Raw genomic sequence first — 16,466 nt, 5'->3', positions numbered from 1 at the left:
ACTGGTTCATCAAGTGAGTAGGAGTCAGCGAGGCCAACTAGCGCCAAGTTTTTTTCTTTTTCCACCGGCGTTCAGCCCGAACACCCTCTTGTTTCATGCCTAGGTAAAACTCCTGGATGTCATCTTTTTGCATCAAACGTTCGCATGAGTCTTGCATGACGATGCGTCCGTTTTCCATGATGTAACCGAAGTCAGCTGTTTGCAGTGCTATGCGCGCGTTTTGTTCAACCAAGAGAATGGACCGTCCACTGTCTCGGTTGATCATTCGAATAATCTGGAAAATTTCTTTGGTTAATTTAGGACTTAAACCCAGACTGGGTTCGTCCATCAAAATCATTTGTGGATCTGCTAATAAGGCTCTCGCGATAGCCAGCATTTGTTGCTGTCCGCCCGACAGCAAGCCAGCGACTTGGGTTTCTCGCTCTTTGAGAATGGGGAAGTACCGATAAGACTGCTCTAAATCACGGGCAATCGCATCGCGGTCATTGCGGGTGTACGCGCCCATCATGAGGTTTTCATAGACCGTGAGCATGGGAAAAACCTCTCGTCCCTCGGGTACATGGCTGAGGCCCTTCTTGACGAGGTCTGAAGCTTCTAAGCCCGTGATGTCTTGGTTGGCAAATTCAACCGTGCCTCTGACGGGATCCATAATGCCTGAGATAGTTTTTAGCAGGGTCGTTTTGCCCGCACCGTTGGAGCCTAGAAGCGTGACGATTTGACCCTTCTTTACTTCAAGGCTTACCCCGCGAATGGCTTTGACGGGGCCGTATGCGCTTTCAATATTGGTGAGTCGAAGAAGTGCTGAACTTGTGTTTTCGGCAGTCGATGCCGATGTCTCCGGCATGGAGGTTGGCATATCAGTCATTTGCACCCTCGTCTTCTGCACCAATGTAGGCCTTGATCACTTCAGGATGGCTCTGAACCTGCGCCGATGTCCCAATTGCGATGACTTGTCCTTGATTCATGGCAACCACGCGACTGGACACGCGCGAGACCAAAGACATGTCGTGTTCGACCATCAACACCGTGATGCCTAAATCATTCACCAGGTCCTTGATCCAAAAAGCCATCTCTTCAGTTTCTTCAGGATTCAAACCAGAAGATGGCTCGTCAAGTAAAAGCAATTTGGGATCCATGCTGAGGGCACGCCCCAATTCGACTACTTTTCGGATGCCGTATGGCAGGCCAGATACAAAGCTGTCTCTGTATTTTTGTAAGCCTAGAAAGTCAATGACCTTTTCGATTCGCAGGCGGGACGCGTGCTCTTCTTGGCGAGTGGAGTTGAGAAATAAAAGATTGCTCCATAAGCCTGTGCGATTCAGTCGGTGGTGACCAATCAGTAAATTTTGCAAAACAGTTGCATGTTCAAAGAGCTCGATATTTTGAAAAGTACGCGCGATGCCAAGGTTTGCAATTTTGTGCGGTGGCGTATCTCCTAGATCCACGCTCTCAAAAAACAATTGGCCTGTGCTTTGCGGATAAATCCGACTGATCACATTAAACAACGTCGATTTGCCAGCGCCATTAGGCCCAATGATTGTTAGCACCTCACCCTGCATGACATCAAAGCTCACGTTGTCCACAGCAACCAAGCCGCCAAAGCGGCGCGTAACATTTTGAACTTTCAATAATGTTTGCGACATAGGTGGCTCACTTCAGGCGGTCAGATTTTTGAAATGACTTTTGTCGCTTAAACATGCCATCTCGATAAAAAGGAAACACCTGAAAATAAGTTCGAACCTTGACCCAGCGGCCATACAAACCCATAGGCTCAAACAAAACAAAACAAATCAGAATGACGCCGTAAATGACATTTTGTAACCCCGCCGTATTCGCCATAAATACGGGTAACAAGTCCTTAAGGTTGGCAATCAGAGGCGGCATCATGATGATGAAGATGGCACCAAAGAAAATGCCATGAATACTTGCTAGGCCACCAATGATGACCATCAGCACAAAATCTAGCGATAAGAAAAGGTTGAAGTTCTCAGGTGAAATGAATCTGAGGTAATGCGCGTACATGGCGCCACCCACACCCGTAAATCCTGCGGAGATCATGAAGGCGATGATCTTGTAGCGCCCCACATGAATGCCCATGCTTTGTGCAGATATTTCGGAGTCGCGAATGGCAATGAATGCGCGCCCAGTTGAACTTCGCAATAGATTAATGGTCAACAAGGTTGCAACCACCACAATGCCCAAGACGAGATAGAAAAAAGAAATTTGTGTATTGAAAGCTACTCCAAAAATTTGTGCAGATTTAACGGCCAGACCTGATGTGCCATTTGTAAATGACACCCACTTGACGAACACTTCCTCAACAATGAGACCAAGCGCCAATGTGGCAACACCTAAAAAAATCCCCTTTACTCTCAGTGCGGGAAGTGCGATCAAGGCGCCAAGTGCAACATTGATAAAAATAGACACGGCCAAGGCGGCGAAAAATGGCCACCCTAAATTTGTGAAATAGGCTTGCACAAATGCGCCGAGTCCAAAGAATGCGGCGTGCCCAAATGACAGTTGTCCTGTGTAGCCCAGAAGGACCATGGTGCCGAAACCCACCAGTGAATAAATCAGGATGATGTTGACTTGCGCCATCCAAAACTCGCTCACGACGAGTGGGCATAAGGCCAAGACCAACAGCAAAAGGGAGTACCAAAAAGCTTGGCCCTTGTGCTTGACGATATTGATGTCTTGCGCATAACTTATTTTAAAAATAAATCTCATGCTTAGACTTTCTTGCGGGTTCGTTCACCCAGCAGTCCTTCTGGGTACAGAAGCAAAACCAAAAGCATCACAACGTAAGCAGAGACTTCCTTAAAGCCTTCGGGTAGATAAAAGCCAGAAAAAGCTTCTACCAAGCCAATGATGATCCCGCCCAAAATCGCACCAGGCAAGCTTGTAAATCCACCCACCACGGCTGCAGGCAAAGCTTTGAGGCCGATAAAGCCCATGTTGACGTGGATGAATGTGATGGGGGCTAATAAAATGCCGGCAAGGCAGGCAAGCCCTGCCGCCATGCTCCAGACCAGTCCGTTGATTCGCTTCACAGGTATGCCCATGTAGTGAGCTGCCAGCTGATTTTGAGATGTGGCTCTCATGGCGATGCCAACTTTACTGAAGCGAAACATCACATACAAAACTAAGCTCACGACAAGCGTGGAGCCAATGACCATTAAGTGGTCATACGAAATGACGGCCCCTGCCACATCCAGTACTTTGCCCGCATACGGGACTTGGAGTGTGTGTGTCTCAGTGCCGATGTCGGGCACCATGGCAATCAGACCCCTAGCAACATAGCCAAGCCCGATCGTGATCAACACAATTGCTAAAGACGTTTGACCTAAAACGGGGCGGATGACCATGCGCTCAAGCAACAAGCCAATTAAAGCAAGTGCTGCAACAGCGGCCAGAACCGCAAAGCCATAAGGAAATCCAAAAAACTGTGTCAAAAGCAACGCGCCAAACGCGCCTACCATCATGAGCTCACCTTGGGCAAAGCTAATGGTTTCGGTCGCTTTATAAATTAGCACAAAGCCTAGGGCGATGAGCCCATAAATACAGCCTTGAGAAATGCCACCAAAAATCAGTTGCAACATGGCGCGCATTCATAAAGATAAAACCAGCTCCAGCCAGGAGCCTCAAGTCAAGGCCCTGGCCTACCTAGATCGTTAAAAATTACTTCACTTCACTTCAATCCAACGGCCATTCTGAATTTGTGAGATTGCAGAATAACTAGAGCCGAGATGGTTCTTGTCTGTGAATTGGACTGTAGGCACGCCCAAGTTATTGCCTTGTGGGCCCATGGTTTCCAGGGCTTTAACCAAACTTTCAGTGGTTAAATTAGCGCCAGCTTTGTCCATGCCTCGGCTCAGCAACTCGATGATCCAGTAGCCATAAAGTGAGAACAGTTGGGGGTCTGAGCCGTATTTGACTTTGTAGCTCGAAGCCCATGCGCGGACGTTCTCATTGGTTGAGTCTGGATAAGGAATGGTTGCTGAATTGACCGCATAAAAACCGTTCACCGCTTCTTTGCCCAGCATTGGGACTAGCTCTGTGTAGGCGCCGATCGAGCCCATGAAGGTTGGGTTAAAGCCAGTTTTACGCGCCTCTCCAATTGCACCCGGCGTTTCGCGAATGAGGGTGCCCATGCCGACGAAGTCGCAGTTGGCGGCTTTTAACTTCACGATTTGTGAAGAAAAATCAGTGGCACCCCGCTTGTAGGTCGTTGTCTCACTGATTGGGATATTGATAGATTTCAGTCCATCTGTCACACCGCGAGCAACTTCTAAACCAAACTCATCGTCTTGGTGCAAGATGCAGGCTTTTTTGGCGTTGACTTTCTTGAAGAGAACTGGCGCATGCTCTTTCATTGAGCCGTAGTAGTCATCCAGAATTGCGAATTTCAATTTGTTAACAGGCTCGAACATGTCACGCGCGGCCGTAAGTGGCGCAAAGTTCATGACGTTTTTCTCAAATTGCACAGGCATGGCCGCGTTGTTGACTACCGTACCAATTGAGCCTGCGACCACAAAAACCTTGTCTTGGTTGATTAGCTTTTGAGCAACTTGAACAGCTTTGGTTGGGTTGTAAGCAGAGTCTTCAACGATCAGTTTTAGTTTGCGGCCATTGATGCCGCCCTTGGCATTGATTTCGTCTGCCCGCATTTGCATGCCAGCCGCGGCCATTTTGCTAAAGCCGGCCAGTGGGCCTGACAAATCTTGAATGCTTCCAATCAGGATCTCGTTGGAACTGACTCCTTGACTTTGGGCATGAGCGGAAAGACTCGCTCCTACTAACAAAATCGAAACAGCTGTAACTATTACCCCGTTTTTAATTCGCATCTTGGCATCCTTAAAGTGTTAGGCGGAGAATCATCTCTCCTAGCAGTGAACTATATGTATAAGCGTTTAGACAAAAACAAAAATTGGACTAGGACTTACACCTAGCTGACTGGTAAAGAAACGCCAGAGGTTGGCTCGTTGACAATCGTATTTTTCAAAGGAACACAGCCATGAGCAAAGTAGCAATCGTCACAGGCGCCAGTTCTGGCATTGGCAAGGCATGCGCGTTGGCTTTGTTGGCCGAAGGTTGGACGGTGGTGTTGGTGGGGCGTCGTGCGGATGCACTGCAGGCCACGGTGCAAGCAGCGGGCGCGCATGCGAGCAATGCGCTGGCTGTGCCCTGCGATGTGAGCAACGAGGGCGATGTGGCTAAGTTGTTTGAGCAGGTGCGCGTGAACTACGGCCGCTTGGATTTGTTGTTCAACAACGCGGGCATCTTTTTGCCCGCCACCATGCCCGGCGATTTAACGGGCGAAGATTGGCGTCGCTCGGTGGATGTCAATTTCAACGGTGCGTTTTATTGCCTCTCACACGCGTTCAAGTTGATGAAAGCGCAAAGCCCACAGGGCGGGCGAATCATCAACAACGGCTCGATTTCGGCGCACGCACCGCGCCCTGGTTCGATTGCCTACACGGCCACCAAGCACGCCATCACCGGCATGACCAAAGCGGCCTCGCTCGATGGCCGCGCGTTTGACATTGCGGTGGGCCAGATTGACATTGGCAACGTGGCCAGCGACATGACCGACAAGTTCGCCGCTGGTGCTTTGCAGGCCGACGGTAGCGTGAAGCCCGAGGCGCGCATGGACATGCAAGGCGTGGTCGATAGCTTTATGGCCATGGCGCGTTTGCCGCTGTCGGCGAATGTGTTGTTCATGACGGTGATGGCGACCAAAATGCCGTTTGTGGGGCGTGGCTAATTTCGCGCAAGCTCAGACTTTTAGAATGACGGCAGTTATTACTTTTACTGCTTACAACTATGAACGTCATTCGCTTCTCTGATTTGTGTGCCAACGGCTCCGCCAAAGGCAAACGTGTGTTCATCCGAGCAGACCTCAACGTACCGCAAGACGACGCGGGCAACATCACCGAAGACACCCGCGTGCGCTCCTCTGTGCCCGCCATTGAAATGGCGCTCAAGGCCGGCGCGGCTGTGATGGTCACGTCACACTTGGGCCGCCCTACAGAAGGCGCGTTCAAGCCGGCCGATTCTTTGGCGCCCGTGGCCAAGCGCTTGGGTGAGTTGTTGGGCTGCGATGTACCGCTGGTGTCCAACTGGGTGGACGGCGTCGCCGTTGCGCCAGGACAAGTGGTGTTGCTAGAAAACTGCCGTGTCAACGTGGGCGAGAAAAAGAACGCCCCCGAATTGGCCCGCAAGCTGGGTGCGTTGTGCGACATCTTTGTGCACGACGCCTTTGGCACCTCGCATCGTGCCGAAGGCACCACCTACGGCATCGCGCAATACGCGCCCGTGGCCTGTGCCGGCCCCTTACTGGCAGCAGAGATTGACGCGATCACAAAGGCCTTGGCCAACCCCAAACGCCCACTGGCCGCCATCGTGGCGGGCAGCAAGGTGTCCACCAAGCTGACCGTCCTCAAGAGATTGGCCAACAACGTGGATCAGCTCATCGTCGGCGGCGGCATTGCCAACACCTTCATGCTGGCCGCGGGCCTGAACATTGGCAAAAGCTTGGCCGAGCGCGACTTGGTGAATGAAGCCAAAGCGGTGATCGACATCATGAAAGCCCGCGGCGCAGAAGTGCCCATCCCCACCGACGTGGTGACGGCCAAGACCTTTGCCGCTGATGCGGTGGCCACCGTCAAGAAAGCCACCGACGTGGCCGATGACGATCTGATTTTGGACATCGGTCCAGAAACCGCCGCCAAGCTGGCCGCGCAGCTGATGAAGGCCGGCACGATTGTGTGGAACGGCCCCGTGGGTGTGTTTGAATTTGACGCTTTTGAGAACGGCACCAAAACCATCGCGCACGCCATTGCCGAATCGAGCGCCTTCAGCATCTCCGGCGGTGGCGACACCGTGGCAGCCATTGCCAAGTACGGCATTGAAAAGCAAGTGGGCTACATCTCTACGGGTGGCGGCGCTTTCTTAGAAGTGCTGGAAGGCAAGACCCTGCCTGCGTTTGAGATTTTGACCAAGCGCGCTGTGGGTTAATCCAACCAAACTCACCAAGCGCAAGCAAAAGCAAACAACTGTCGGCTCATGCTGTCTTGGCTCAAAGGTTTCCAGCCTTCAGCCACAGGCAGCGCTTTGATGGCCGGGCCATTGCCCATTTTGTTAGGGTGGCTGCTAGCGCTGAGGGTTTTGTATTTGCCTTCCGTGCAGTCGTAGTCAATGTAAGACTTGACCGATTGCTGGCCCGTTTTGTCTGGGCTGGTCAGGTCGTACACCACCCACACGCGGCGGTTGTAGCCCATCTTCACAATCGCGCTGGAGTCGATATAAACCGTGGCCACTTCGTTGCGCGTGACGGTCACCCACATGGCGTGTGACGTCGTAGATGCAAGGGCCAGCAAAAACAAAACAATGAATTTCATGGGGAAGAAGCGTACAAGAAAAAGCCCCGCAAATTCAGCAGAACTTGCGGGGCTTTGAAAGGCTTGGCAAAAATCAACAGGTGATTAAGCGGCTTTCATGGCGCGTGGGCTGGTAACTGTGCCGTCATAGGTGGTCCAGCTGTCGGTCTTGAAGTCATACAGCTTGCAGTCACGAGCGGTTTGCGCATACCAGCTCCATGAGAAGGGCTGAACGATGATGCGTTCTGGCAGCAACTCTTCTAGCTTGCTTTGCGCTTGCTTGAGTTTGTACAGAGGAATGCTCATGTCCAAGTGGTGCGCGGTGTGTTCCATGATGTGGTGCATCAATGCGCCAATGTTCAATGGGAAGGTCAAGTGCACGGTGGTGGACACAAAAGGTGAGGCCTTTGACCAACCCGTGCGCTCTTCATGCCAAGACACGTCCACATGGGTGTGGTGCACGTAAACCACAAAACCAATCATGGTCACCCAGAAGAAGAAGGGCACTGCAAAGCCCATCAACAAAATGTAGCCAATGGTTTGGTCAGTAGCAATCGCAGCCCACACCATGGCAGCTACCCAAACCACTGCAAAGGCGGTGGTGAGCAAGCAGTCTTTTATGAAGATGGGGCGGCGTGTGGGCATGTGCTTCTCGTTAGGGAACACCATCTTGTTCCACCAAATTTCGATCATGTAGTACAGGCCAGGTGCCCAACCGCTGCGATAAATGCGGTCTTTGAGCTGTTCCCATTTGCTCAAGGCAGCAAACTCTTCAGGCGTGTAAGGGGCCCACACAAAGTCGAAGTTCTTGAGGTTGGTGTAACCGTGGTGCACCACGTTGTGGCCGATGTCCCACAGGCTGTAGGCGGTCAACGAGGGCAAAAAGGCAATACGGCCTAACCACTTGTTGAGGTTGCGGTGCGGGGTCAGGCTTTGGTGGCAAGCGTCGTGGCCGATGATGAACAAGCGGCCAATCACAAAGCCTGCAGCGCAGCCGCTCAAGAGCTTTGCCCACCATGCATCAAAGTACACGGTGCCAGCCATGAAAGCGGCCCAAAGCACGTAGTCAGCAACAAGCAAAACGATGGCAAGCACGGTGGTGCGCTCAGACAAAGGAATCAGCCACTCGCGCATGATTTTGCGGTGTGGCAAGGGTTCGCTGGGAAGGATGGGTTGAATATGTGTGGTCATAAGTGACGATCTTAGGTGAGCGTTTTGGAAGCGCACTGATTTGTATCAAAAGTGACGTAATTATCGCCGTTCTGGCTCTAACGGGTGTTTACCCGTTTAGCGGCAAAGGCTTTGGGGATAAAAAGACGACAAAAGAAGGCATTTACAGAGCCTGAGGCACCAAGCATGACGCAGACCCCGGCGGCAAGCATGCAAGAATGAACTCAATAAAAACCACATTGGAGTCCCGCATATGGCCCGTCACGCCACCAAGATTGTTGCTACTTTAGGCCCAGCTTCCAGCGATCCTGCATTGCTTGAGGCCATGATTCGCGCGGGTGTCAACGTGGTTCGCTTGAATTTCAGCCACGGCAAAGCCCAAGACCACATTGACCGTGCCCACCTCGTGCGCGAAGCCGCAGCCCGTGCAGGCCGAGAAGTGGCCATCATGGCTGACTTGCAAGGCCCCAAGATCCGTGTGGGCAAGTTTGTGGATGGCAAGGTCATGCTGGAGAACGGCACCAAGTTTGTGCTGGACGCCTCGCGCACCGAACCTGGCGACCTGCAAGGCGTGGGTTTGGACTACAAAGAACTGCCCCGCGATGTGAAACCTGGCGACTTGTTGTTGCTCAACGACGGCTTGATTGTGTTGAAGGTCGAAGCTGTGCGCGGCGAACAAGTGCACACCACCGTCAAAGTGGGCGGCGAACTGTCCAACAACAAAGGCATCAACAAACAAGGCGGCGGCTTGACCGCGCCCGCGTTGACGGCCAAAGACATGGAAGACATCAAAACGGCGATGAGCTTCCAAGCCGACTATTTGGCCGTGAGCTTTCCTAAAAATGCGACAGACATGGAAATGGCGCGCCAATTGGCTAACGTTGCGGGCGCGCCATACAACCACAAGCCTGGATTGATTGCCAAGATTGAACGCGCCGAAGCCATCCCGCTGCTGGACGAAATTCTTCGCGCCAGCGACGGCATCATGGTGGCGCGTGGCGACTTGGCTGTGGAGGTGGGCAATGCCGTTGTGCCAGCCTTGCAAAAACGCATGATTAAGCTCGCGCGACAGCACGACAAGGTGGTGATCACCGCCACCCAAATGATGGAGAGCATGATCACCAACCCCGTGCCCACCCGCGCCGAGGTGAGTGATGTGGCCAACGCCGTGCTAGACGGCACCGATGCCGTCATGCTGAGCGCAGAGACTGCCGCTGGCAAATACCCGCTGGAAACCGTGGAAGAAATGTCCAAGATCTGCGAGGCTGCCGAAGCTGCCGAGGACGTGGAACTGGATGCCGATTTCAAAGGCCAAACCTTCACCCGTATTGACCAATCGATTGCCATGGGGGCGTTGTTCACAGCGCATCATTTGGGGGCTAAGGCCATCGTGGCGTTGACGGAGTCTGGCTCCACCGTGTTGTGGATGAGCCGTCACCGCATTCATATTCCCATCTATGCAGTGACCACCAAAGTGTCGTCGCAGCGCCGCATGGCTTTGTTCCGCAATGTGCGTGCTTTGTTGATGGACACCAGCGCGGACCGCGAGACCGCAATGGCCCAAGCCGAAGCACACCTCAAATTGCGCGGCATTGTGGACACGGGCGATGTGTACGCCATCACCTGCGGCGACCCCATGGGCACACCGGGCGGCACCAACATGATGCGTATTTGCGAAGTCCGTTGATGGGGTTTGAACTGCCGCCTTTAAAATTGGCAGCAGTTACATCAGTTTTTAATTTTTGAGGATTCCCCCATGGCACTCGTATCGATGCGCGAACTTCTGGACCATGCTGCAGAGCACGGTTACGGCATTCCAGCTTTCAACGTCAACAACTTGGAGCAAGTGCAAGCCGTGATGATGGCGGCTGACGCTGTGGGCGCGCCTGTCATCTTGCAAGCCAGCGCTGGCGCACGCAAATACGCGGGTGAGTCGTTCATCAAGCATTTGATCCAAGCAGCTACCGAAGCCTACCCCCACATCCCCTTGGTCATGCACCAAGACCATGCCACCTCGCCCCAGATTTGCCAAGGCGCGATTGACCTTGGCTTTGGCTCCGTGATGATGGACGGCTCTTTGCTAGAAGACGGCAAAACCCCGGCGAGCTTCGAATACAACATGCAAGTCACCCAACAAGTGGTGGCCATGGCGCACAAAGTGGGCGTGTCGGTAGAGGGCGAGTTGGGTTGCTTGGGCAACTTGGAAACAGGCGAAGCCGGTGAAGAAGACGGCATTGGCGCTGTGGGCAAACTTGACCACAGCCAAATGTTGACTGACCCAGAAGAAGCCGCGCTGTTTGTGAAAGCCACGCAGCTCGACGCTTTGGCCATTGCCATCGGCACCAGCCACGGCGCCTACAAATTTACACGCGAGCCCACTGGCGACATCTTGGCCATCAGCCGCGTCAAAGAAATTCACGCCCGCATCCCCAACACCCATTTGGTCATGCACGGCTCTAGCAGCGTGCCGCAAGACTTGTTGGCCATGATCAACCAGTACGGCGGCAAGATGAAACAGACCTACGGCGTGCCTGTGTCTGAAATTCAAGAAGCCATCAAGCACGGCGTGCGTAAGATCAATATAGATACCGACATCCGTTTGGCCATGACCGGCGCGGTGCGCAAGTTTTTGCACGAGAACCCAGACAAGTTTGACGCACGCGAATGGCTCAAGCCGGCCCGCGAAGCTGCGATGAACATCTGCAAGCAACGCTATTTGGAATTCGGTTGCGAAGGCCAAGGCGGCAAGGTCAAGGGCGACAGCCTCTCTGTGGTGGCGGCCAAGTACGCCAAGGGCGAACTCGCTCAGTTGGTGAAGTAATACATGGCAGCTCTGCACACCTCTGCACTCACCTCCTTGCCCTTACTCGCACGCGGCAAAGTGCGCGACAACTACGCCGTGGGCGACGACCGCATCTTGATGGTGGCGTCTGACCGCATCAGCGCGTTTGACGTCATCATGGGCGAAGCCATTCCGGGCAAGGGCGAACTGCTTACCCAAATGGCTTTGTTTTGGTTTGGCAAGCTCGGCCACATTTGCCCCAACCACCTGACCGGCGAAGCGCCTGAGAGCGTGGTGAGTGCCGACGAAGCGGCGCAAGTCACCGGCCGCTCGATGTTGGTCAAACGCTTAACGCCCATCCCCGTGGAAGCGGTGGTGCGTGGCTATTTGGCTGGCAGCGGTTGGCAGGAATACCAAGACAACCAAGCGGTGTGTGGCGTCAAGCTGCCCAAAGGTTTGAAGAACGCCAGCAAACTGCCAGAGCCCATCTTCACGCCAGCCGCCAAAGCGGCCGTGGGCGACCATGACGAGAACATCACGTACGAACAAATGGTCGAGATGATTGGCGGCGGCTTGGCCGAGAAAATCAAAACCATCAGCATCGCTTTGTATGAAACCGCGCGCGACGTGGCCGCAGCAAAAGGCATCATCATTGCCGACACCAAGTTTGAGTTTGGCCTCGATGCCAACAACGACCTGGTGTTGATGGACGAGGTGCTGACGCCCGACTCCTCTCGCTACTGGCCTGCCGACAGCTACGCTCAGAGTTTCAAAGAGGGTGTGAACCCGCCCAGTTACGACAAACAGTTCTTGCGCGACTGGCTGGAGACAGCTCAGGTACAGGGCAAGCCTTGGAGCAAATCACCCCCCGCACCGCATTTGCCGCAAGCGGTGATTGCCCAAACCGCCTCCAAATACCAAGAAGCTTGGGACCGGTTGCGGAACTAAAAACGGATCAATTCAGCGCCATGCTGAGCTTGCGGCGGTAGCGAGAAATCATCTCCAGCACGGGGTCAGCTTGCACCGTAGCTTTGCCGGTTAACTCGATGCCGCCTGCGGATTTGCCGAAGGCGGCATCGTCCGTTTTGGGCTTGGGCGGCGTCATCAGCTCCAAGATGGACACGTAGGTTTTGCGCGCCACGTCGTTGTTCCACGCCTTGTCGCGCATGATGATTTCCAGCAATTCGTCCATCGCGGCCTCAAACAACTCGGCGGCAATCAGCAATCGAGCTTTCGCCAAGCGGGTGTCGAAGTCGCGTTTGTTTTGGGTGATGGCAGCATCGAACTGCTCGAAGCTCCAGCCTGCACGCTCGTCGGTGGCCACAAACATCAAGGCTTGCAGCCAGTAATTCAGCGCATCAAAGCGCAGTTGCAACGGAATCTCGCTCAGCTTTGGCGCTAAGGCAGCCTGCGCTTCTTCTAGCTCGCCTACCGAGATCAGCAGCTTGACCAAGTTGTAACGGGTCTCGTCGTCAGATGTGTTGAGGCTCAAAGCCTCTTGCAGCTTGGCGATGGCGGCGTGTGGATCGCCGGCCTGTGCCAAATGTTCGGCTTCCTGGACGTCTGCTTGGGCGGCCATTTCGTTGTCGGATGGCAAATGCTTATCCAAAAACTCGCGCACTTTGCCTTCGGGCAACGCGCCCATAAACCCATCCACAGGGCGGCCACCCATCAGCAAGATGCAAGTGGGCAGGCTCTTTACGCCAAACGCGCTGGCCAGCTGCTGCTCGGTGTCGGCATTAACCTTGACCAGCTTGAAGCGGCCTGCGTAGTCAGTTTCCAACTTTTCGAGCACAGGGCCTAGCGATTTGCAGGGGGCGCACCAGTCGGCCCAGAAGTCCACCAGCACAGGGGTGGTTTGTGAGGCCGCAATCACATCGGCCTCGAAATTTTCCATCGTCACATCAATCATGGGGGTCCCGTCTTAAAATTCGTTTTTGCTCACACACAGCCACATCATGACCCAGTGCCAAGTCGGTGTCGTCATGGGTTCCAATTCCGATTGGGACACCATGCAACATGCAGTCCAGATTCTCCAAGAATTTGGCGTCTCTTTTGAAACTCGCGTGGTTTCAGCCCACCGCATGCCCGATGACATGTTTGCCTACGCCGAAGCGGCGCAAGAGCGTGGGCTGCGCGCCATCATCGCAGGTGCGGGTGGCGCAGCCCACTTGCCCGGCATGCTAGCCGCCAAAACCATCGTGCCCGTGCTGGGCGTGCCCGTGGCCAGCAAGCATTTGCAGGGCGTGGACTCATTGCACAGCATTGTGCAAATGCCTAAGGGCATTCCGGTGGCCACCTTTGCCATTGGCAATGCAGGCGCGGCCAACGCCGCTTTGTTTGCCGTGGCCTTGCTGGCGTCCACCAACGCGGCTTTGGCCGAGAAGCTGCAAGCCTTCCGTGTGGCGCAAACCGAAGTGGCGCGCAGCATGACGCTGCCACCGGTATGAGCCAAACCCTGAAACCCTTGCTGCCCGGCTCGACCTTGGGCGTGTTGGGCGGCGGCCAGTTAGGCCGCATGTGGGCTCACACCGCGCAGCGCATGGGTTACAACACCGCCGTGCTCGACCCTGACGCGCAAAGCCCCGCAGGCTTGGTGAGCCACCACCACATCCACACCGACTACTTAGATGCCGCAGGTTTGAAGCAACTGGCAGCTGCGTGCCAAGCCGTCACCACCGAATTTGAAAACGTGCCTGCCGATGCGCTGGCGCAATTGGCCGCCACACTGCCCGTGTCTCCTGCCGCGTCTGCCGTGGCTGTGGCGCAAGATCGTGCCCGTGAGAAAGCCCACTTTGTAGCCTGCGGCGTGCCCGTGGCGCCTTATGTGGTGATCGATACGGCTGCGCAACTCGCCGCCTTATTGGCGGGCACGGCGAACGCCGCCGTAGTTGACAACTTGCTGCCCGGAATTTTAAAAACCTCCCGCATGGGCTACGACGGCAAAGGCCAATTGCGCGTGGGCACACGCGACGAGCTCAACGCCGGTTGGGCTAAGCTGGGTGGCGTGCCTTGCGTGTTGGAAAAAATGTTGCCCTTGGTCAGCGAATGTTCAGTCATCGTGGCGCGTGGTCGCGACGGTGGAACCGTGAACCTGCCTGTGCAACGCAACCTGCACCGCGACGGCATCTTGGCCGTGACCGAAGTATTTGCAGGCAATGTGCCCGACGCGTTGGCGAACCAAGCCATCACCGCCGCCAAAGCCGTGGCGCAAGAGTTGAACTATGTTGGCGTGCTGTGCGTGGAGTTTTTTGTGTTGGCCGATCACTCGTTGGTCGTCAACGAAATCGCGCCTCGCCCCCACAACAGCGGCCACTACAGCCAAGACGCCTGCGATGTGTCGCAGTTCGAATTGCAAGTGCGCACCATGGCCGATTTGCCGTTGACGCAGCCGCGTTTGCACAGCCCAACCATCATGCTTAACCTGCTGGGCGACTTGTGGTTTGACAAACTGGGGTCAGAACCCAATTCTTTGAAGCCAAATACTTTACAAGTTGAGCCCGCATGGCACCAAGTGCTGGCGTTGCCTGGCACGCACCTGCATTTGTACGGCAAACGCGAAGCGCGTGTGGGCCGAAAGATGGGTCACCTCAACATCACCGCTGCCACGCCAGAGGCAGCGCGTTACGTGGCATTGCAAGCGGCAGCCATTTTGGGAATTGCACCGTTTTGATGGCTCTATTTATTTGCTCGCTCTGCATCAAATGATTTTCGACGGCCAACTCTCGACATCCATCACCGCCGCTGCACAAGCCTTGCGGCGCGGTGAACTCTTGGGTTTGCCAACCGAGACGGTCTACGGCTTAGCCGCAGATGCGGGCAACGATGCCGCAGTGGCCAAAATCTTTGCAGCCAAAGGCCGTCCCGCCAACCACCCGCTCATCGTGCATGTGGCCAGCGCGCAAGGCGTGCAGCGCTTTGCCAGCCACGTGCCGGACTTTGCGCAAAAACTTATGGATGCTTTTTGGCCCGGCCCCTTGACCCTCATCTTGCCGCGCCGACCCGAGGTGGCTGCCGTGGCCGCGGGTGGACAAAACTCGGTGGGCTTGCGTTGTCCATCACACGCGACAGCGCAAGCTGTGTTGCACAGCGCCGAAGCCTTGGGCGTGTTGGGGGTGGCTGCACCGAGCGCCAATGTGTTTGGCCGCGTCAGCCCTACCACGGCCGCGCATGTGGCGGGCGAGTTTGGTGATGACTTGCTCATCCTCGATGGAGGTGCTTGCGATGTGGGCATTGAGTCCACCATTGTTGATTGCACCCGTGCTGCGCCTGTGTTGTTGCGCCCGGGCGTGATCACGCCGCAGCAACTCAGCATTGCGTGCGGTGTGACCGTCATTGCGCCAAACACCCCCGATCCAGAGGCCCCGCGAACTTCGGGTTCGTTGGCGTCGCACTATGCGCCCACGGCCAGGTTGCAGTTGATGGCGGCCGCTGATCTGCAAAAGTTCATCCTTGCCTATGCAAGTGCAAGTGCAAAAACTAGCCCTGAATTGACGGGTGCGGGCACTGCCGCTGGCATGGTCGCCGTCTGGTCCCGCAGCACTGTTCAATTGCCTGCAACTAACGCCGCTCTGTTTAAGGTGCAGCCCATGCCCTCATCGGCCAACGACTGCGCCCACCAACTTTTTGCCCAATTGCGCAGCTTTGACGCTCAAGGCGTTGCACACATTTGGGTTGAAGCCCCACCCCTCACCCCAGAATGGGATGGTGTTCGCGACCGCTTGACACGGGCCGCCGCGCCAACTAGTTAAACTAACGCAGTACATAAAGAGAGCCTGTGATGAACCCAATTTTTAGCCGAACCTTCAAAGCCCTGTGCAGCATTGCCATTGTGGGCTTGCTTTCAGCCTGCGGTGCAAGCAGCACGGTGGACCCGTTCAAGCCAACGCGAGTAATTGGTTTGGGGGATGGGTTTAACAATGCAGCGGCCACTGTTGACGATGGGACAACTACACGCACGGTAGTTGGACAAGTGGCGGCTTATTTTGGACAGTCCAATATCGTTAGTAAGGCCAGTGCTGGCGCCTTGGTCTCTGGCCTGGCCGCGCAAATAGATAGTGTTGTGACTGCGAATGGCGGTTTTTCTTCGGGCGACTTGGTGGTGATCACTGTGGGCACGTTTGATGTCAAAGCAG

General features: G+C 54.8%; 17 protein-coding genes. 9 read left to right on the top strand and 8 right to left on the bottom strand.

All coding sequences use genetic code 11. The features are described 5' to 3' along the window. Window positions 1-37: 37 nt before the first annotated feature. The 5 genes from ABWP81_RS03065 to ABWP81_RS03045 all read right to left on the bottom strand — a co-directional run bounded on the left by ABWP81_RS03065 (window position 38) and on the right by ABWP81_RS03045 (window position 4,844). A complete protein-coding gene (locus tag ABWP81_RS03065; protein ID WP_353139368.1) occupies window positions 38-856 on the bottom strand; it encodes an ABC transporter ATP-binding protein in 819 nt (272 codons plus the stop codon). Between the two features lies 1 nt (window position 857). Next, window positions 858-1,643, bottom strand: a complete 786-nt coding sequence (locus tag ABWP81_RS03060; protein WP_353139267.1) for an ABC transporter ATP-binding protein — start codon at window positions 1,641-1,643, stop codon at window positions 858-860. Window positions 1,644-1,650: 7 nt separating this feature from the next. Beyond that, entirely contained in the window at window positions 1,651-2,727 is a 1,077-nt protein-coding gene (locus tag ABWP81_RS03055; protein ID WP_353133826.1) for a branched-chain amino acid ABC transporter permease, read from the bottom strand. A gap of 2 nt (window positions 2,728-2,729) precedes the next feature. Beyond that, complete coding sequence (locus ABWP81_RS03050; protein ID WP_353139264.1) at window positions 2,730-3,599, bottom strand: branched-chain amino acid ABC transporter permease; 870 nt, start codon at window positions 3,597-3,599, stop codon at window positions 2,730-2,732. An 84-nt stretch (window positions 3,600-3,683) separates the two neighbouring features. Then, window positions 3,684-4,844 (bottom strand): ABC transporter substrate-binding protein, encoded by a 1,161-nt coding sequence (locus ABWP81_RS03045; RefSeq protein ID WP_353139261.1) that lies wholly within the window; start codon window positions 4,842-4,844, stop codon window positions 3,684-3,686. 170 nt (window positions 4,845-5,014) lie between these two features. On the opposite strand from ABWP81_RS03045, the gene ABWP81_RS03040 reads away from it, so the two are divergent. Further along, on the top strand, window positions 5,015-5,764 hold the full coding sequence (locus tag ABWP81_RS03040) for an SDR family oxidoreductase (RefSeq protein ID WP_353133835.1): 750 nt from the start codon (window positions 5,015-5,017) through the stop codon (window positions 5,762-5,764). A gap of 59 nt (window positions 5,765-5,823) precedes the next feature. Further along, window positions 5,824-7,017, top strand: a complete 1,194-nt coding sequence (locus ABWP81_RS03035) for a phosphoglycerate kinase (protein ID WP_353139258.1) — start codon at window positions 5,824-5,826, stop codon at window positions 7,015-7,017. An 11-nt stretch (window positions 7,018-7,028) separates the two neighbouring features. On the opposite strand, the gene ABWP81_RS03030 is transcribed toward ABWP81_RS03035, so the two are convergent. Both ABWP81_RS03030 and ABWP81_RS03025 read right to left on the bottom strand, forming a co-directional pair. Beyond that, window positions 7,029-7,400, bottom strand: a complete 372-nt coding sequence (locus ABWP81_RS03030; protein WP_353139255.1) for a surface-adhesin E family protein — start codon at window positions 7,398-7,400, stop codon at window positions 7,029-7,031. 84 nt (window positions 7,401-7,484) lie between these two features. Further along, window positions 7,485-8,570, bottom strand: a complete 1,086-nt coding sequence (locus ABWP81_RS03025) for a fatty acid desaturase (protein ID WP_353139252.1) — start codon at window positions 8,568-8,570, stop codon at window positions 7,485-7,487. 232 nt (window positions 8,571-8,802) lie between these two features. Here ABWP81_RS03025 and pyk point away from each other — a divergent pair, with 232 nt between their 5' ends. From pyk to ABWP81_RS03010, 3 genes are all read left to right on the top strand, one after another. After that, window positions 8,803-10,236, top strand: a complete 1,434-nt coding sequence (gene pyk, locus ABWP81_RS03020; protein ID WP_353133847.1) for a pyruvate kinase — start codon at window positions 8,803-8,805, stop codon at window positions 10,234-10,236. Window positions 10,237-10,305: 69 nt separating this feature from the next. After that, on the top strand, window positions 10,306-11,370 hold the full coding sequence (fba, locus tag ABWP81_RS03015) for a class II fructose-bisphosphate aldolase (protein WP_353139249.1): 1,065 nt from the start codon (window positions 10,306-10,308) through the stop codon (window positions 11,368-11,370). 3 nt (window positions 11,371-11,373) lie between these two features. After that, entirely contained in the window at window positions 11,374-12,279 is a 906-nt protein-coding gene (locus ABWP81_RS03010; protein WP_353133853.1) for a phosphoribosylaminoimidazolesuccinocarboxamide synthase, read from the top strand. Window positions 12,280-12,286: 7 nt separating this feature from the next. On the opposite strand, the gene trxA is transcribed toward ABWP81_RS03010, so the two are convergent. Beyond that, window positions 12,287-13,243 carry a thioredoxin gene (trxA, locus tag ABWP81_RS03005; protein WP_353139246.1) on the bottom strand — a complete coding sequence of 319 codons (957 nt, stop codon included), beginning with the start codon at window positions 13,241-13,243 and terminating at the stop codon, window positions 12,287-12,289. A gap of 46 nt (window positions 13,244-13,289) precedes the next feature. Between trxA and purE the strand changes: the two genes are divergently transcribed. The 4 genes from purE to ABWP81_RS02985 all read left to right on the top strand — a co-directional run. Next, entirely contained in the window at window positions 13,290-13,781 is a 492-nt protein-coding gene (gene purE, locus ABWP81_RS03000; RefSeq protein WP_353139243.1) for a 5-(carboxyamino)imidazole ribonucleotide mutase, read from the top strand. Then, complete coding sequence (locus ABWP81_RS02995; protein ID WP_353139240.1) at window positions 13,778-15,004, top strand: 5-(carboxyamino)imidazole ribonucleotide synthase; 1,227 nt, start codon at window positions 13,778-13,780, stop codon at window positions 15,002-15,004. The genes purE and ABWP81_RS02995 overlap by 4 nt, the downstream gene beginning before the upstream one ends. A gap of 31 nt (window positions 15,005-15,035) precedes the next feature. Then, window positions 15,036-16,082 carry an L-threonylcarbamoyladenylate synthase gene (locus tag ABWP81_RS02990; protein ID WP_353139237.1) on the top strand — a complete coding sequence of 349 codons (1,047 nt, stop codon included), beginning with the start codon at window positions 15,036-15,038 and terminating at the stop codon, window positions 16,080-16,082. 29 nt (window positions 16,083-16,111) lie between these two features. Continuing rightward, window positions 16,112-16,466 (top strand): SGNH/GDSL hydrolase family protein (locus ABWP81_RS02985; RefSeq protein WP_502905504.1); only part of this gene is annotated, 355 nt, incomplete at its 3' end.

The sequence above is a fragment of the Limnohabitans sp. genome, from assembly GCF_040401135.1.
In the GTDB taxonomy this organism is placed as follows: Bacteria; Pseudomonadota; Gammaproteobacteria; order Burkholderiales; family Burkholderiaceae_C; genus Limnohabitans.
Note: the sequence above shows the minus strand (reverse complement) of the source record. Positions and strands in the feature narration are given on the sequence as shown.

Excerpts from the sequence above, each read along its gene's own strand:
- pyk (WP_353133847.1), top strand. The coding sequence starts at position 8,803 with ATGGCCCGTCACGCCACCAAGATTGTTGCTACTTTAGGCCCAGCTTCC.
- ABWP81_RS03055 (WP_353133826.1), bottom strand. The coding sequence starts at position 2,727 with ATGAGATTTATTTTTAAAATAAGTTATGCGCAAGACATCAATATCGTC.
- ABWP81_RS03040 (WP_353133835.1), top strand. The coding sequence starts at position 5,015 with ATGAGCAAAGTAGCAATCGTCACAGGCGCCAGTTCTGGCATTGGCAAG.
- ABWP81_RS03050 (WP_353139264.1), bottom strand. The coding sequence starts at position 3,599 with ATGTTGCAACTGATTTTTGGTGGCATTTCTCAAGGCTGTATTTATGGG.
- ABWP81_RS03035 (WP_353139258.1), top strand. The coding sequence starts at position 5,824 with ATGAACGTCATTCGCTTCTCTGATTTGTGTGCCAACGGCTCCGCCAAA.
- ABWP81_RS02995 (WP_353139240.1), top strand. The coding sequence starts at position 13,778 with ATGAGCCAAACCCTGAAACCCTTGCTGCCCGGCTCGACCTTGGGCGTG.
- ABWP81_RS02990 (WP_353139237.1), top strand. The coding sequence starts at position 15,036 with ATGATTTTCGACGGCCAACTCTCGACATCCATCACCGCCGCTGCACAA.
- trxA (WP_353139246.1), bottom strand. The coding sequence starts at position 13,243 with ATGATTGATGTGACGATGGAAAATTTCGAGGCCGATGTGATTGCGGCC.
- ABWP81_RS03065 (WP_353139368.1), bottom strand. The coding sequence starts at position 856 with ATGCCAACCTCCATGCCGGAGACATCGGCATCGACTGCCGAAAACACA.
- ABWP81_RS03010 (WP_353133853.1), top strand. The coding sequence starts at position 11,374 with ATGGCAGCTCTGCACACCTCTGCACTCACCTCCTTGCCCTTACTCGCA.
- purE (WP_353139243.1), top strand. The coding sequence starts at position 13,290 with ATGACCCAGTGCCAAGTCGGTGTCGTCATGGGTTCCAATTCCGATTGG.
- ABWP81_RS03030 (WP_353139255.1), bottom strand. The coding sequence starts at position 7,400 with ATGAAATTCATTGTTTTGTTTTTGCTGGCCCTTGCATCTACGACGTCA.
- ABWP81_RS03025 (WP_353139252.1), bottom strand. The coding sequence starts at position 8,570 with ATGACCACACATATTCAACCCATCCTTCCCAGCGAACCCTTGCCACAC.
- fba (WP_353139249.1), top strand. The coding sequence starts at position 10,306 with ATGGCACTCGTATCGATGCGCGAACTTCTGGACCATGCTGCAGAGCAC.
- ABWP81_RS03060 (WP_353139267.1), bottom strand. The coding sequence starts at position 1,643 with ATGTCGCAAACATTATTGAAAGTTCAAAATGTTACGCGCCGCTTTGGC.
- ABWP81_RS03045 (WP_353139261.1), bottom strand. The coding sequence starts at position 4,844 with ATGCGAATTAAAAACGGGGTAATAGTTACAGCTGTTTCGATTTTGTTA.